This window comes from Mesorhizobium sp. WSM4808, assembly GCF_055811675.1.
The window spans coordinates 309,483-323,623 of record NZ_JBVVQX010000002.1 but is presented as its reverse complement, the minus strand read 5'-3'; the positions used below and the strand labels follow the sequence as shown (position 1 = coordinate 323,623).

The 14,141-nt window shown below is 61.5% G+C and carries 11 protein-coding genes and 1 tRNA gene; 6 read left to right on the top strand and 6 right to left on the bottom strand.

Going from position 1 to position 14,141, the window contains the following annotated elements:
• Positions 1 to 7: 7 nt before the first annotated feature.
• Both AC0L2U_RS04315 and AC0L2U_RS04310 read right to left on the bottom strand, forming a co-directional pair.
• Positions 8 to 1,789, bottom strand: coding sequence for a TadG family pilus assembly protein (locus tag AC0L2U_RS04315; RefSeq protein ID WP_127396102.1), 1,782 nt, complete (start codon positions 1,787 to 1,789; stop codon positions 8 to 10).
• Positions 1,790 to 2,245, bottom strand: coding sequence for a TadE/TadG family type IV pilus assembly protein (locus tag AC0L2U_RS04310; protein WP_473601457.1), 456 nt, complete (start codon positions 2,243 to 2,245; stop codon positions 1,790 to 1,792). It abuts the gene before it with no gap.
• A gap of 369 nt (positions 2,246 to 2,614) precedes the next feature.
• Between AC0L2U_RS04310 and AC0L2U_RS04305 the strand changes: the two genes are divergently transcribed.
• The 4 genes from AC0L2U_RS04305 (at position 2,615) to AC0L2U_RS04290 (ending at position 8,045) form a co-directional block, all read left to right on the top strand.
• Positions 2,615 to 4,207: a peptide ABC transporter substrate-binding protein gene (locus AC0L2U_RS04305; RefSeq protein WP_473601455.1), complete on the top strand. Its 1,593-nt coding sequence runs from the start codon at positions 2,615 to 2,617 to the stop codon at positions 4,205 to 4,207.
• 164 nt (positions 4,208 to 4,371) lie between these two features.
• Positions 4,372 to 5,295, top strand: coding sequence for an ABC transporter permease subunit (locus AC0L2U_RS04300; protein ID WP_473601453.1), 924 nt, complete (start codon positions 4,372 to 4,374; stop codon positions 5,293 to 5,295).
• Complete coding sequence (locus tag AC0L2U_RS04295) at positions 5,288 to 6,409, top strand: ABC transporter permease (protein WP_127267925.1); 1,122 nt, start codon at positions 5,288 to 5,290, stop codon at positions 6,407 to 6,409. Before AC0L2U_RS04300 ends, AC0L2U_RS04295 begins: the two co-directional genes overlap by 8 nt.
• Positions 6,410 to 6,425: 16 nt before the next feature.
• Complete coding sequence (locus AC0L2U_RS04290) at positions 6,426 to 8,045, top strand: ABC transporter ATP-binding protein (RefSeq protein ID WP_127810954.1); 1,620 nt, start codon at positions 6,426 to 6,428, stop codon at positions 8,043 to 8,045.
• 33 nt (positions 8,046 to 8,078) lie between these two features.
• Here AC0L2U_RS04290 and AC0L2U_RS04285 read toward each other — a convergent pair whose 3' ends face one another.
• From AC0L2U_RS04285 to AC0L2U_RS04270, 4 genes are all read right to left on the bottom strand, one after another.
• Positions 8,079 to 8,423: a hypothetical protein gene (locus AC0L2U_RS04285; protein ID WP_127396723.1), complete on the bottom strand. Its 345-nt coding sequence runs from the start codon at positions 8,421 to 8,423 to the stop codon at positions 8,079 to 8,081.
• A gap of 224 nt (positions 8,424 to 8,647) precedes the next feature.
• The gene (locus AC0L2U_RS04280; RefSeq protein ID WP_245481754.1) at positions 8,648 to 9,091 is read right to left on the bottom strand and encodes a hypothetical protein; all 444 of its coding nucleotides are present in this window, start codon (positions 9,089 to 9,091) and stop codon (positions 8,648 to 8,650) included.
• 6 nt (positions 9,092 to 9,097) lie between these two features.
• Complete coding sequence (locus tag AC0L2U_RS04275; RefSeq protein ID WP_164874012.1) at positions 9,098 to 9,313, bottom strand: hypothetical protein; 216 nt, start codon at positions 9,311 to 9,313, stop codon at positions 9,098 to 9,100.
• 777 nt (positions 9,314 to 10,090) lie between these two features.
• Positions 10,091 to 10,167 (bottom strand) — tRNA-Pro (locus AC0L2U_RS04270).
• Between the two features lie 200 nt (positions 10,168 to 10,367).
• Here AC0L2U_RS04270 and AC0L2U_RS04265 point away from each other — a divergent pair.
• Both AC0L2U_RS04265 and AC0L2U_RS04260 read left to right on the top strand, forming a co-directional pair.
• The gene (locus tag AC0L2U_RS04265) at positions 10,368 to 11,888 is read left to right on the top strand and encodes a phosphomannomutase/phosphoglucomutase (protein ID WP_127396722.1); all 1,521 of its coding nucleotides are present in this window, start codon (positions 10,368 to 10,370) and stop codon (positions 11,886 to 11,888) included.
• 11 nt (positions 11,889 to 11,899) lie between these two features.
• On the top strand, positions 11,900 to 14,140 hold the full coding sequence (locus AC0L2U_RS04260; RefSeq protein WP_127810952.1) for a mannose-1-phosphate guanylyltransferase/mannose-6-phosphate isomerase: 2,241 nt from the start codon (positions 11,900 to 11,902) through the stop codon (positions 14,138 to 14,140).
• Position 14,141: the final 1 nt, after the last annotated feature.

The window sequence follows — 14,141 nt, the reverse complement described above, 5'->3', positions numbered from 1 at the left end:
CGGACCGTTACTGCACCAGCACGGCACGTCCGCATGTCGCGCCGGTGACCCGGACATCGGCCTCGCCGAGATGCACGCCGAGCGTATCGAGCAGGTTGTAAAGCAATGTGTCGACTGGTGCCGTTACGGTTTTCAAAAGCGTCGTCACAGCTGGCTTCACGGTGCCGAGCAACGCCGTTATGTCAAGCCCGAGGATACCAAGCGCATTGACGGAAAGCGACAACTTGTCGACCAGTGACGTTGTCAGCGTCTGGGTAATGTCCCGTGTTGGCGTCGTCTTGATGGTTTTGGCGGCGATCTCGGTTTTGTTGAAGACCAGGTTGGTCGGGCTGACGTTGGTGATGTCGGCACCCGCCGAACCCTTCACCAGTATTAGCGGGATTTTTAACAGCAGCAGATTGAGGCTGACATCCGCGATGTTGGCGTCGGAGAACGACTGCGGGTTGCTGAAATCCGCGAAGGCGGTGGGGCTGTTATCGGCATCGCTGGCGGCAAGGTTCACCGCCGCGATGCCGGGCTTCGCGGCAATGGTAACCTTCAGGCTGTCGGGGCCGGTTGGGCAACTGATGTCGGTCAGCTTTGCTTCGGCGTAGGCCACTTCGACATTCAGCGGCAGCTTGACTGACAGCAGGCTGATACCGCCGCCCAGGTTTGGATTGCCGACGCCGACCGTGACCAGCAGCTTGATGCGCGTTTGCGCGGTGCGAACCACGGTGCCGGCTTCTCCAACCGCCAGCCACGGCGAGGATTGCGGCGGTTCGCCGATGGCGATGGCGAGCGTGGTCGACAGCACCCCCGGAATGGCGGCGCCGAGGGCGACGTCGACCTGCTTCGAACCGTTTGCCAGTCCGGCGGCGGCGGTCAGCATGCCCATCGCGCTGGCATCGACGCCAAGGCCGGCCGGCTTTTGACCGAGGCCCAACTTGCCGACGGAGCCGAGATCGATCAGATGACTGAGCGGGATCTGGACCGTACTGGTCGACTTGGAAGCGATCGTCTGCAGGGCGAACTTGGCCGTGTTGCCAAGCCCCGGCACATTGGCCATGGCCGTGGCGATTTGGCCGACGGTCGCCTTCGATGCCAGCACATCCGAATACGACACGCCGGTCAGGTTCAACTGTGTGGCAAGGCCGTCGACGAAGGAGAGCACGCTCACATCCGCGGAGAGCAGCGCGTTGTAGTCCATGACGCTGAGCGAGATGTTGCTGCCGAGAAGTCCGCCGAGAAGCGCGTTGAGGATACCGCCATCGAGGCTGGCGAGCCTCGATCCGACCGAGAACGTCGCCTGCGGCGTCATGCTGGCGATGGCTTGGGTGCCGATGACGGGGGTGGGGATCAGCGAACTCGCGAAATAGCGGGCCGGGATCTTCTTCAGGGTGACACGGACGGCATTGTAGGGTGTTACGCTGGCCTGGAAACGCTGGCCCACATTGGCACCGGATGCCACATATCGCCCGGGCGTGACCGTCACGACGGTTTTGCCGGCCGACGGCTCGATCGTCTGTCCCGAGCTTTGAACGACAACCCCTGGCATGCCGTTGTCGGTCAGCGTGGTGACAACCGCTGTGTTGACTTTGGTCATGTTCGAGGCGGCGGTGATCGCCGCCAAATCCACCATTGCCTGGGCTTCGCGGCGCTCGGTGTAGATCGAGGCTTCGTCGATGGCCACCGCGGCCAGCGCAAGCGCCACCGGCGCGCTCAATGCCGCCATGACAGTGAAGTTCGCTTTCCTGTCACTCAGCATCAACCGGGCAAGGCGGCCGATCCCATTGCACGCGTGCAGCAGCATTCAAATGCCCCCGACCCTGATCGTTGACTGACGCTTGATCGTGGTCCCGGGCATGGCTATGCCCGGGAAAAGGTTCCAGATCGGCAGGTTGCGGGCGTCGTACTGGATGGAAACCACGAACTGGCTTCCATCAGCCGTGCTGTCGTTGGCCTGGTAGGTCAACTTGCTGACATCCACGAAAGGATATCCGCCGGCATTGTTGCTGACGAAGCTGGCTACGAGCGTCTGGCGTTCGGTCTGGTTCAATCCGGCAATTGCCGTGCGGGCGGCATCCGCTGCGATCTGTTGGATCGAGTTGGCGGCGCCGAAGTATATACCATACGCAACCATTCCGAGTAGAAGGAGAATGAAAATCGGTGAAAGTAAGGCAAATTCGACCGCAGAAGTGCCCCGTTCTTCTTGAAATTTCCGCGTTAATTGACGGATTTTGGGCAATTTACTTTCTCTGTTACTCATAGCCGCCACGCGTCTGAAGTTCGAACCATATAGAAGGTACTCATAATGTAACCCCAGGTTGCTTAAGAACGCATTAAGACATTCCGGCAAACTGGCATGGCTCCGATTCGCGGTGAAAAATGGCGTCTAGGTGAAGAAACCAAGTCAAGCTTCTGGTTTCGGCTGGTGTTTCAGTGGCCACGCCATAGCTTTCGTCCGCCTTACTTTGGGTGACCCAGAGAGTCTGTTGAAATAAAAATTCTCCGCGTTAGTGTCTGGGCACGAGCCGCAGGACGGGAACCAGCGGCGCGCTCAAAGGGGTCAGATATCGACTCCAGGGCGTCAACACTTACTAGGCGCGCCAACGGCAGCGCCGACAGGGAGAACTTCATGCTGAAAAACATGCTGAAGGCGACGGTGCTCGCCACGACCATGGCGCTGGCCGCCGGCACGTTCTACACGCCGGCTTTCGCCGAGACCGTCTATAACAGAGGTAGCGCCGCCGAAGCGGAGACGGTCGATCCGCACAAGACCTCGACAGTCTACGAAGCCGATATCATACGCGACTTGTTCCAGGGCCTGGTCATGCATGACCAGAAGACGAACCTCATTCCGGGCGCGGCCGAAAGCTGGACAGTGTCCGACGACGGCACTGTCTACACCTTCAAGCTGCGCAAGGATGGCTTCTGGTCGGATGGCAGCCCGGTGACGGCGGACGATTTCGTCTATTCGTTTCGTCGGCTGGAAGATCCGGCCACCGCTGCCGAATACGCCTCGATGCTGTACCCGGTGAAGGGTGCGGAGGACGTCAACACCAAGAAGGGCAAGCCGGAAGATATGGGTGTCAAAGCGATTGAAGCAAATACCCTCGAAGTCACGCTGAAGGCGCCGACGCCTTACTTCCTGGAGATGCTGACCCACCAAGCCACCTATCCGGTCAACAAGGCTTCGATCGAAAAGCTCGGCGCCGACTGGATCAAGGCGGGTAATCTCGTTTCGAACGGCGCCTATACGCTGGCCGAGTGGATTCCCAACGACCACATGAAGCTGGTCAAGAATCCGAAATTCTGGGACGCCGCGACCGTCAAGATGGACGTCGTCAACTATATCCCGACCGAAGACCGCTCATCGGCAATGAAGCGGTTCGAGGCCGGCGAACTCGACAGCTACGGCGACCTGCCGACCGAACAGCTCGCTGACCTCAAGACCAAGTTCGGCGACCAGGTCCGCGTCGGACCTTATCTCGGCACCTATTATTATGCGATCAAGACCGACAAGGCGCCCTGGGACAATGTCGAACTGCGCAACGCCATCTCGATGGCGATCGACCGCGACTTCCTCGCTGAGAAGGTCTGGCAGAACTCGATGCTGCCTGGCTATTCGATGGTGCCTCCGGGAATCGCGGGCTACACGCCGGCAATGGCCAAATACGCCGACATGTCGCAGATCGACCGCGAGGACGCTGCCAAGAAGACCCTCGAGAAACACGGCTATACGCCCGAGCATCCATTGAAGATGGAGATCCGCTACAACACTTCGGAAAACCACAAGAACACGGCCGTCGCCATCCAGGAACAGTTGAAGCCGCTCGGCATCGACGTCTCGCTCGTCAACACCGACACCAAGACCCACTACTCCTTCCTCGAGCAGAAGGGCGACTACGACGTGGCGCGTGCCGCCTGGATCGCCGACTACAAGGATCCGGAGACCTTCCTCGGCATCACCCGCAAGGCCAGCGGCAACAACTATTCGAGCTATGTCAGCCCGGCATATGAAGCGGCCATGGACAAGGCTGCGGCTGCCGGCGGCAAGCCGGAAGAGCGCATGAAGGACCTCACTGAGGCCGAGCGCATCCTTGTCGATGACGTCGGTAACATTCCGCTTCTCTACTACAGCTTCCACGACATCGTTTCCTCGAAGCTGCATGGCTTCGACGACAATGTGATGGACATCCATCCGTCCCGCTTCATCAGCAAGGACTGATCCTTAGCTGGGCCGCCGCGCAACTCGATGCGCGGCGGTGCTGGTTTGCCATCGCATCGGCCCGGGAACCGGAATCGATTTTCGGCATGTCGGTGCGAAGATTTGAAGGCTAGGGCGCAACCGTCCAACTGGACGCGCGTTGCTCTGGGTCAAGCGGGGCACCGATGCTGCGATACGTATTACGGCGGCTTCTGACCGCCATCCCGACGCTGTTCGTCATCGTGACCATGGCGTTTTTCCTGATGCGCGTCGCGCCGGGCGGCCCATTCAACCAGGAGCGGGGGCTGAGCCCCGAGATCAGGGCCAATCTCGAAGCCCAGTTCGGCCTCAACGATCCGCTCTGGCTGCAATTCGTCCATTATCTCGGCAATCTGCTGCGCGGCAATTTCGGCCCGAGCTACAACATGCCGGACTTCACCGTCACCGAACTCTTCGCCAAGGGCCTGCCTATATCGGTTCAGCTCGGTGCCTCGGCGCTCGTCCTGGCGCTGCTGCTCGGTTGTGTGCTCGGCACCATTGCGGCGCTTAACCAGAACAAGCTTGGCGACTATACGGTGATCGCGCTGGCGACGGCCGGCAGCACCATCCCAACCTTCGTCATCGCGCCGGTGATCCAACTCCTGTTCGGGCTGAACTGGAGGCTGCTGCCGATCGGTGGGTGGGGCGATGGCGCTTTCATCAACAAGGTCGGTCCGGTGTTGACGCTCGCTCTGCCGCAGATCGCCATCGTCGCCCGGCTGATGCGTGGCTCGATGATCGAATCCTTGCGGTCCCACCACATCCGCACGGCGCGCGCGCTCGGCCTGTCCGATTGGTCGGTGGTGGTCAAGCACGCGCTGCGCGGTGCCATCCTGCCGATCGTCTCCTTCACCGGTCCGGCGGCGGCGGCATTGCTGACCGGCTCGGTCATTGTCGAGACGATCTTCTCCATTCCAGGCGTCGGCCGCTATTTCGTCGATGCCGCGCTCAATCGTGACTACACGCTGGTGATGGGAACGGTGGTGGTGATCGCCATCTTTACCATTGTCTTCAACCTGATCGTCGACGTCATGTACGCGGTCGTCGATCCGAGGGTGCGCTATGACTGACATCGCAGCCACAGCCCCCACCGTCATCGGCCGTTCGCTCTGGGGGGATGCCTGGGCGCGGCTCAAGGCCAATCGCGCCGCCATGTTCAGCCTGTACTACCTTGCCCTGATCGGTGTCGTCAGCGTGTTCGGGCCGTGGTTCGTGCCACATCAATACACCACCATCTATGCCGACTATGTGCGTATGCCGCCAAGCCTGTCAGCCTATCCGAAGGCCGACATGATCGAGACGGCGCTCACCGAAGCGATCAAGCGCATGCGGGTCGACATCAAGGAGTGGCGGCAGGAAGGCAACCAGGTCTTCGTCACCGTCAAGTCGACCAGGCCGATCGACGATCGCAACATCCGTTATCTCGACCGTTCCGATGCCTTTGACGGCACCAAGATCGAGAGCAAGTCGCCCGACGGTCTCGAAGTGACGATGAGCGCCTCGATCAAGCAGCAATATTTCCTGTTCGGCACCGACAACACCGGCCGGGATCTGTTGTCGCGCACGCTGATGGCCGGGCGCATATCGCTGGCCATCGGCCTGCTCGCGGGTGTCGTGGCGGTGGTCATCGGCGTGGTCTACGGGGCCGCTGCCGGCTTTGCCGGCGGCAAGGTCGACGAGGTGATGATGCGCATCGTCGACGTGCTCTATTCCTTGCCCTTCATCTTCTTCGTCATCATGCTGGTAGTGTTTTTCGGCCGCAACTTTGTGCTGATGTTCCTGGCGGTCGGCGCCGTGCTGTGGCTCGACATGGCGCGCATCGTGCGCGGCCAGGCGCTGTCGATCCGCCGGCAGGAATATGTCCAGGCGGCGGAAGCCATGGGTGTCGGCCAGCGCGGTATCCTGCTGCGCCACGTCATCCCCAACCTGCTCGGCCCGGTGGTGATCTACATGACGCTGCTGGTGCCTCAGGTCATCATCCTGGAAAGCTTCCTGTCGTTTCTCGGCCTCGGCGTGCAGGAGCCGATGACCAGCTGGGGCGTGCTGATCTCGGTCGGCGCCAAGAACATCGGCACCGCCAACTGGCTGCTCCTGTTTCCCGCCTTCTTCCTCGTCTCGACGCTGTTCGCGCTGAACTTCGTCGGCGACGGCCTGCGCGACGCACTGGACCCGAGAGATCGATAAGATGGGGATCGCTAAGATGGCTGCTTCCGAAACGATCCTCAGCGTCAAGGATCTGCGTGTCCGCTTCCGCACGCTCGACGGCGCAGTCGAGGCGGTGAAGGGCATCAGCATCCACGTCAATGCGGGCGAGACCGTTGCCGTGGTTGGCGAATCCGGGTCCGGCAAAAGCCAGACGATGATGGCGGCGATGAGCCTGCTGGCATCGAACGGCGAAGCGACAGGCAGCGTCGATTATCGCGGCCGCAATCTTCTGACGCTCAGCAAATCCGAGCTCAACCAGGTTCGTGGCCGCAAGATCAGCATGATCTTTCAGGAGCCGATGACTTCGCTCGATCCGCTCTATTCGATCGGCAATCAGTTGATCGAGCCGATCCGCCGGCACCGGGGCCTGAATGCCGCCGAGGCGCGGGAAGAGGCGCTCAAGCTGCTGCGGCTGGTGCATATTCCCGATCCCGAGCGGCGGATGAAATCCTATCCGCATGAAATGTCAGGTGGCCAGCGCCAGCGTGTGATGATCGCGATGGCGCTCGCCAACGACCCTGACATATTGATCGCCGACGAGCCGACGACGGCGCTCGACGTGACCATCCAGGCGCAGATCCTGATGCTTCTGGCCGAATTGCAGCGCAAGCTCGGCATGGCGATCGTCTTCATCACCCACGATCTTGGCATCGTCCGCCGCTTTGCCGACCGGGTCTATGTCATGCGCCAAGGCGAGGTTGTCGAGGAGGGGGAGGCGGAGGCCATCTTCGTCAATCCCCAGCATGCCTACACGAAAATGCTGCTGGCGGCCGAGCCGACCGGCAGCAAGGCGCCGCCGCCCGCCAATGCTCCGGTGCTGCTCGAAGGCAGAAATGTCGAAGTGACGTTCAGGATTGGCGGCGGGTTTCTTGCTGGTGAACCGCTGATGCTGCGTGCCGTCGATCACATCTCGATCCGGCTGCAGCGAAACCAGACCATCGGCATCGTTGGTGAATCCGGCTCGGGCAAGTCGACGCTCGGCCGCGCCTTGCTGCGGCTGTTGCCGAGCGACGGAATTATCCGCTTCGGCGATCGCGACATTTCCCAAGCCGACAGGCAGGCGATGCGGCCGCTGCGGCGCCAGATGCAGCTCGTCTTCCAGGACCCGTTCGGCTCGCTGTCGCCGCGCATGACCGTCGGCCAGGTCATCACCGAAGGACTTCTGGTGCATGAGCCTGATCTTTCGGGCAAGCAGCGTGATCAACGCGCGGTCGACGCCTTGCGCGAGGTCGGCCTCGACCCCAACGCACGCAATCGCTACCCGCACGAATTCTCCGGCGGCCAGCGGCAGCGCATCGCCATTGCTCGCGCCATGATCCTGAAGCCCAGGCTGGTGGTATTGGATGAGCCGACCTCAGCGCTCGATCGCTCTGTGCAGAAACAGATCGTCGAACTGCTGCGCAAGCTGCAGGCGGACCACGAATTGTCCTATCTCTTCATCAGCCACGATCTGTCGGTCGTGCGCGCCATGGCCGACTACATCATCGTCATGAAACAGGGCAAGATCGTCGAGGAAGGGCCGACTGAGGCGATCTTCATCGATCCGCGGCACGCCTACACACAGACGCTGATGGCCGCGGCGATCGACGTGACGCGATTTCGCCTGAGCGCCTGAACCGGGCTCCGCACCGAGGCATTGGCTGTCCGCTCAATTCGCGGACCTGAGGCACTTGCGTGCTCGCACAGCGGCAATGGCATCCTGTTGCTGCTTAAGCCGGTCGATCCTGGCTGTTTCACGGTTGGCTACCGCGGTCTTCACGCGTGAGCCGCCGAGCAGCCAGCGTGGAACATTGGTGTTGGCCACCTTGCCGCGCGTGATTGCCGTTTGCGAGATGTCACGGGCGACGTCTCCCATCGCCCTGTTGAGGTCGGTGCACGTCATCGAATCGTATTTCGCTGCATCGACGGTTCTGCCGAGCGATGAACAGCCAGCGAAGAGAACCAGCGTCATCACAAGAATCAAGGGCGGGGCTGTGGTTGAATTCAAATTCATGTCGCACTCGGCCCGCCGTTTCGCTGACTCCATCAGGTCCATCAACCCTAAAGCCGACGGACCTTTTCGTCAAAATATGCGGCCCGCGAAGAAACCTGCTACCGGCCAGCTTTGCGTCCGGCGCAGGAACATTCTCTGCCACTCGAATTGCTATCTGGCGCGTGTTGGGTTCAATCACTGGTGAACGCAGAGAGCGCGTCTCGGCAACGTCGGGCGGGCCTTTCCTACGCTGCTTCAGCCACGAACGTCGACGGGGGACGACCGCCGAGCACTGCCTGAGCGATGTCGGCGTCATTTTCATCGACATGCGCCGTCACCAGAACCACCCCCTCGGCAACGTCCTGACCATCCGCCTCTATGGCTGTCATGGCGAATGTTCCAAGCAGACCGCCGGCAACGCCGCCGCAGACCGCGCCCGCCACCGCTGCTGGCAACACGCTCGCAGCAACAGGATTGGTGCCATAGGCCGCAACGGCGCTCAGGCAGGCCAACACGCCGGCGGCAGCGCCAAGTAACGATCCCAAAGCGGAAACCCTAAGAAATCCCGCCTCGTTATTGTAAGGCCCGATGATGGCGATCTGTACGCGAGGAATTCCGGCCGCCACCAAGTCGCTGGCGACCCGCGCCGCATCGGCGGGGGAATCAAAAAGTCTGCTAATCGTCGGCATGGTCGCTTAACGCTTCTGGCTGTTCAGCGTCGTGTCGGTGAGGAATGACGCGGCAATCAGGTCGTCAACCTCGATTCGGCCCTCGTCGCCCTCCATGATGGCCGCGACCTTCTGGAAGGTCTTCATCTCGTCTTCGGTAATCTGGGCTTCCTGCATCCTGGCCTTGATCTCTGTCATGCGCATGCCCAGGGCATGGGATTTCTTGGTCTCACGGTTCGACATGCTGCTGCTCTTTAGTTTTCATTGATCATTTTTCGCCCACCACCCGAATTTGGGGCAAGGGCAAGCGTTTCCAACCTGGACTTCGGTCGGGCAGGGGCTGGACTTAAGTCTGGTTGCGGGCGTGATTGGGATGCGTGCCAAAGGCCTCTCGTGGCCCCACTCCCATCAAGACCCGACTCCCATCAAGAATCGGGGCCGGATCCCAGCGTCGGTACCCGTCGTTCGATCACCACGGGATGGTGCCGATGGGTGAGGACGGAACCTGTCACGACAGCGCTGTCGTGGTGATGATGCCGGCGCCTATGATCATAGGACGCACGACGGAACATTAGGCGTGCCTGATGGTTTATTCTCGCAGCCGGGATCACGATTTGGTGTCTGCTGCAGATCAGTCGGCAAAGGCTGGTCGGCCCGCGTTCTCCGCCAGAGGCGCGGGCTTCCCCAGGCAACAGGAGAGAGATCATGAACAACATCATTTGGCTCGTTGGAGCTGTAGTCATCGTGATAGCGATCTTGAGCTTTTTTGGCCTCCGCTGAGCGGAGACGCGCGTATCCGTCAGGATCTTTCCAGAAGCTGTCCGCGAGCGCACGCATGAAAACATCAGGCGGCCGGTTGGACCGTCTGGTTACTGTCCAGTGCAACAGGCATCGCTGTCGGTCGAGTCACAGAGGCACGGCGAATAGAAATTCGCCATCCGACTGACGGGGACGCGAGTAGTCTCGCTTGAGGGGCAGGTGGAGCGCCGAAGTCGGGATGCGCTAACTCTTTGTTTTTTCTGGTCGGAGTGGCAGGATTTGAACCTGCGACCCCCTCGTCCCGAACGAGGTGCGCTACCAGGCTGCGCTACACTCCGTGACCAGACCGCGGGCTTATAGCCGCCACACTTGGTTCCTGCAAGCGGCACGGCGGCACTTCTGTCGCATTTCGTCGGCTTTCGTCGAGCATTGCCCGAAAGGCCCGGATTCCCTTCCGGAATAAACGTGGCCTAAAGCCTTGTGTGCTAAGCCGCAGCCCTCGACAATTCGTAATTTCTGCCATTCGGAGTTTCCAGTCTTGTCCTTCAGCATCGTTGGCGACGCCCGGCCCAACAGTTTCGAATTCGAAACCGAAGCGCTGATCAAGCCATCCGGCTTTCGCGAATATGATGCGCGCTGGTGGTTCGGCCATCCCGGCTCCGCGCAACGACCGGAACTCAATCTGATCGGCGTCCAGGCGCTCGGCATGGGGCTTGGTACGCTGATCCGCCGTCTCGGCGCCGGTCCCGATATCGTCACCGGGCATGATTTCCGCTCCTATTCGCTGTCGATCAAACTGGCCCTGGTGTCCGGTTTGATGGCCGCAGGCGCACGGGTGAGGGACATCGGACTGGCGTTGTCGCCGATGGCGTATTTCGCCCAGTTCGCTTTGGATACGCCCTCGGTCGCCATGGTCACCGCTTCGCACAACGAAAATGGCTGGACTGGCGTCAAGATGGGTGCTGCGCGGCCGCTGACCTTCGGCCCGGAAGAGATGAGCGCGCTGAAGGCGATCGTGCTGGCTGGTGATTTCGATCTCGTCGGCGGCGGCTCCTACGATTTCATCCGCGATTTTCGCGCGACCTATCTCGACGATCTGACCCGCGACAAGCGCATCGCCCGAAAGCTGAAAGTGGTCGCAGCCTGCGGCAATGGCACTGCCGGCGCCTTCGCGCCGCAAGCGTTGCAGCGCATCGGCTGCGAGGTCATCGCGCTCGACGTCGAACTCGACCATACATTTCCGCGCTACAATCCCAATCCCGAGGATATGCGGATGCTGCATGCCATCCGGGACAAGGTGCTGGCATCAGGCGCCGACATCGGCCTTGGCTTCGACGGCGATGGCGACCGCTGCGGTGTCGTCGACAATGAAGGCAATGAAATTTTTGCCGACAAGGTCGGTGTGATGCTGGCAAGGGATATTTCCAGCCAGCATCCCAACTCGACCTTCGTCGTCGACGTCAAATCGACCGGCCTGTTCCATACCGACGCAATGCTGCGCGCCAATGGCGCCGTCACTGACTATTGGAAAACCGGCCATTCCTACATCAAACGCCGCGTCGCCGAACTCGGTGCTGTCGCCGGTTTCGAAAAGTCAGGTCATTTCTTTTTCAATCCGCCGATCGGGCGCGGATATGACGACGGGCTGGTCACCGCCATCGCCATCTGCCTAATGCTGGATCGCAGCCCGGGCAGTTCGATGGCCGATCTTTATCGCGCGCTGCCGCTGACCTTCGGCACGCCGACCATGTCGCCTCACTGCGCGGACGAGGTGAAGTATGGCGTGGTCGAACGGGTGGTTGCCGATTTTCAGACCATGAAACGGGATGGAATGGTTTTCGCCGGCCAGAAGATCGCAGACCTCATCACCGTCAACGGCGTGCGCGTCGTCGCCGACGACGGCACCTGGGGGCTGGTGCGCGCCTCATCGAACAAACCGGAACTGGTCGTGGTGGTCGAAAGCCCGGTGTCGTCGCAGCGTCGACGGGAGATGTTCGAGGCTGTCGACGCCGTGCTGCGCCGCAGCCCCGAGGTGGGCGCCTACAACCAGACCTTTTGAATGGTAGTTGAATGACCGAGCGGATTGTCAGTTTTGTCATGAGCGGCGGCGTCGGCTCGAGGTTGTGGCCGCTGTCGCGCGAGGACAACCCCAAGCAGTTCCACGATCTGTCCGGCGATGGCTCGATGCTGGCCAAGACCTTGCGTCGGCTGACGGCCCGGCCGGAAGGCGAAACGCCGATCTTCCTGATCGCCGCGGAGCGCCATGCTGATCGCGTTCACGCCGATCTTGCTGGTCTCGACCTCGCCGGCGGCGGTCCGCTGTTCGAGCCGACCGGGCGCAACACAGCCGCCGCCGTCGCACTGGCGACGCTGCGCACGCTGTCCGAATTCGGTGACAGCCTGGTGCTGGTGGTGCCGTCGGATCATGAGATATCGACCCCGCGCCAATTCTGGCAGAGCGTCGAAGCCGGCACCGAGGCAGCGCGCAGTGGACGGCTGGTGGTGTTCGGCATCAAGCCGACACAGCCCGAGACCGGCTACGGCTATATCGAGGTCGCGGCCGAAAGCGGCGGCACCTTCGATGTGTCGCGCTTCGTCGAAAAGCCGGATATTGAGACTGCGCAAAGCTATCTCAAGGCCGGAAATTTCTACTGGAACACCGGTATCTTCCTGTTTCGCGCCGTCGCCATGCGTGATGCCTTCATAGCGTTCCAGCCGGATATCTGGCTGGCCACCGAAGCAGCTTACAGGGCAGCGACATCGGATCTGTCCGGCCTTTACATGCCGCTAGAACTCTACGCCGCCATTCCGTCGAACTCGATCGACTACGCCATCATGGAGCGGGCAAAAGACATCGCCATGGTGCCGGCCGGCTTCCGCTGGAACGATCTCGGCTCCTGGCAGTCGCTGCTCGATGTCGGCCCCGCCGACGACCGGGGCAATGTCATCATCGGCGATGTCGTCGCTATCGATTGCGAGAATTCCTACATTCGCAGTGATGGCCGCCTGCTGTCGGCGATCGGCATGAAGGACATCGCCATCGTTTCGACATCGGATGCCACCTTCGTCGCCCCGGTCAGCCACAGCCAGCACGTCAAGAAGATCGTCGAGCAGCTCGAAAAATCGGGTCGCCTGGAAACCAGGTTCACGCCGGCGCATGACCGCGTCATCGAAAGCGGCGCCTGGCGCCGGCGCGTGCATCACTGGCTGTTTCAGGAGACCTTGCCGCTGTGGTCGACATCGGGGGTCGACGAACGCCATGGCGGCTTTCACGAAGCGCTCGGCCTGGACGCCTCGCCGCTGATGAAGCCCAAGCGCATGCGCACCATGGCAAGGCAGGTCTATGCTTTCGCCGTCGCCCGAGCGCGCGGCTGGGACGGTCCGGCCGACCGGCTGATCAGCCACGGCATCGCCTTCATGGCCGGCAAGGGCCGCACCGACAAGGGCGGCTGGGTTCGGACGCTGAATGTCGACGGTTCGGTCGCCGACGCCACCGAGGATGCCTACGATCATTCCTGCGTGCTCCTGGCGCTCGCGCATGCGCATATGTCTGGCAATCCAGACGCCTTGCGCCTCGGCGAGGAAACCTTCGCCTTTCTCGATGCGCATCTCGAAGACAGCCGCATGACCGGCTTCCTCGAGACATCGGACGGCAAAGGCGAGCGCCGCTCCAACCCGCATATGCATCTGCTCGAGGCCTTCCTCGCTTGGCATCAGGCGACTGGCGAGCGCGCCCATCTGCGCCGCGCAGCGCGCATCATCGACCTCTTCCGAAGTCATTTCTTCGATCCGGAAAGCTGGACGCTTGGCGAGTATTTCGATGCCGAATGGAAGCCATCCGCAGGAGAGAAAGGGTCATGGACCGAGCCTGGCCACCATTTCGAGTGGGCCTCGCTGCTGGTCGATTTCGCTGGACGCAGCGGCCAGGCCGAATTGAGCGGCTTTGCCAGAAAACTTTACGCGTCGGCCACTGCCAATGGCCTCAACCGCGCCACCGGCCTTGCCTATGGCGCCGTCTCGCGGCAGGGCCTGCCGCTCGACCTGATATCACGCAGCTGGCCGCAGGCCGAAGCGGTGAAGGCGGCTATCGCGCTGGATGGTTCGGGCGGGCCGGACCTGAAGCCCGAGATCGAAGCGCGCGTCGGCCGGCTGTTTCGCTGGCACATCGACCCGGCGCCGCTCGGCCTGTGGATCGACCGCATCGACGAGCGCGGCCGCTCACTGGCATCGGACGTGCCGGCCAGCATCTTCTATCATCTGGTCTGTGCGCTGACCCAGTATCTGGACAGCACGGCCGACCCGAAGGCGTAGA

Bases quoted from the DNA above. Each gene is read 5' to 3' on its own strand.
- AC0L2U_RS04295 (WP_127267925.1), top strand. From the start codon at position 5,288: ATGACTGACATCGCAGCCACAGCCCCCACCGTCATCGGCCGTTCGCTC.
- AC0L2U_RS04300 (WP_473601453.1), top strand. From the start codon at position 4,372: ATGCTGCGATACGTATTACGGCGGCTTCTGACCGCCATCCCGACGCTG.
- AC0L2U_RS04260 (WP_127810952.1), top strand. From the start codon at position 11,900: ATGACCGAGCGGATTGTCAGTTTTGTCATGAGCGGCGGCGTCGGCTCG.
- AC0L2U_RS04305 (WP_473601455.1), top strand. From the start codon at position 2,615: ATGCTGAAAAACATGCTGAAGGCGACGGTGCTCGCCACGACCATGGCG.
- AC0L2U_RS04275 (WP_164874012.1), bottom strand. From the start codon at position 9,313: ATGTCGAACCGTGAGACCAAGAAATCCCATGCCCTGGGCATGCGCATG.
- AC0L2U_RS04285 (WP_127396723.1), bottom strand. From the start codon at position 8,423: ATGAATTTGAATTCAACCACAGCCCCGCCCTTGATTCTTGTGATGACG.
- AC0L2U_RS04290 (WP_127810954.1), top strand. From the start codon at position 6,426: ATGGCTGCTTCCGAAACGATCCTCAGCGTCAAGGATCTGCGTGTCCGC.
- AC0L2U_RS04280 (WP_245481754.1), bottom strand. From the start codon at position 9,091: ATGCCGACGATTAGCAGACTTTTTGATTCCCCCGCCGATGCGGCGCGG.
- AC0L2U_RS04310 (WP_473601457.1), bottom strand. From the start codon at position 2,245: ATGAGTAACAGAGAAAGTAAATTGCCCAAAATCCGTCAATTAACGCGG.
- AC0L2U_RS04315 (WP_127396102.1), bottom strand. From the start codon at position 1,789: ATGCTGCTGCACGCGTGCAATGGGATCGGCCGCCTTGCCCGGTTGATG.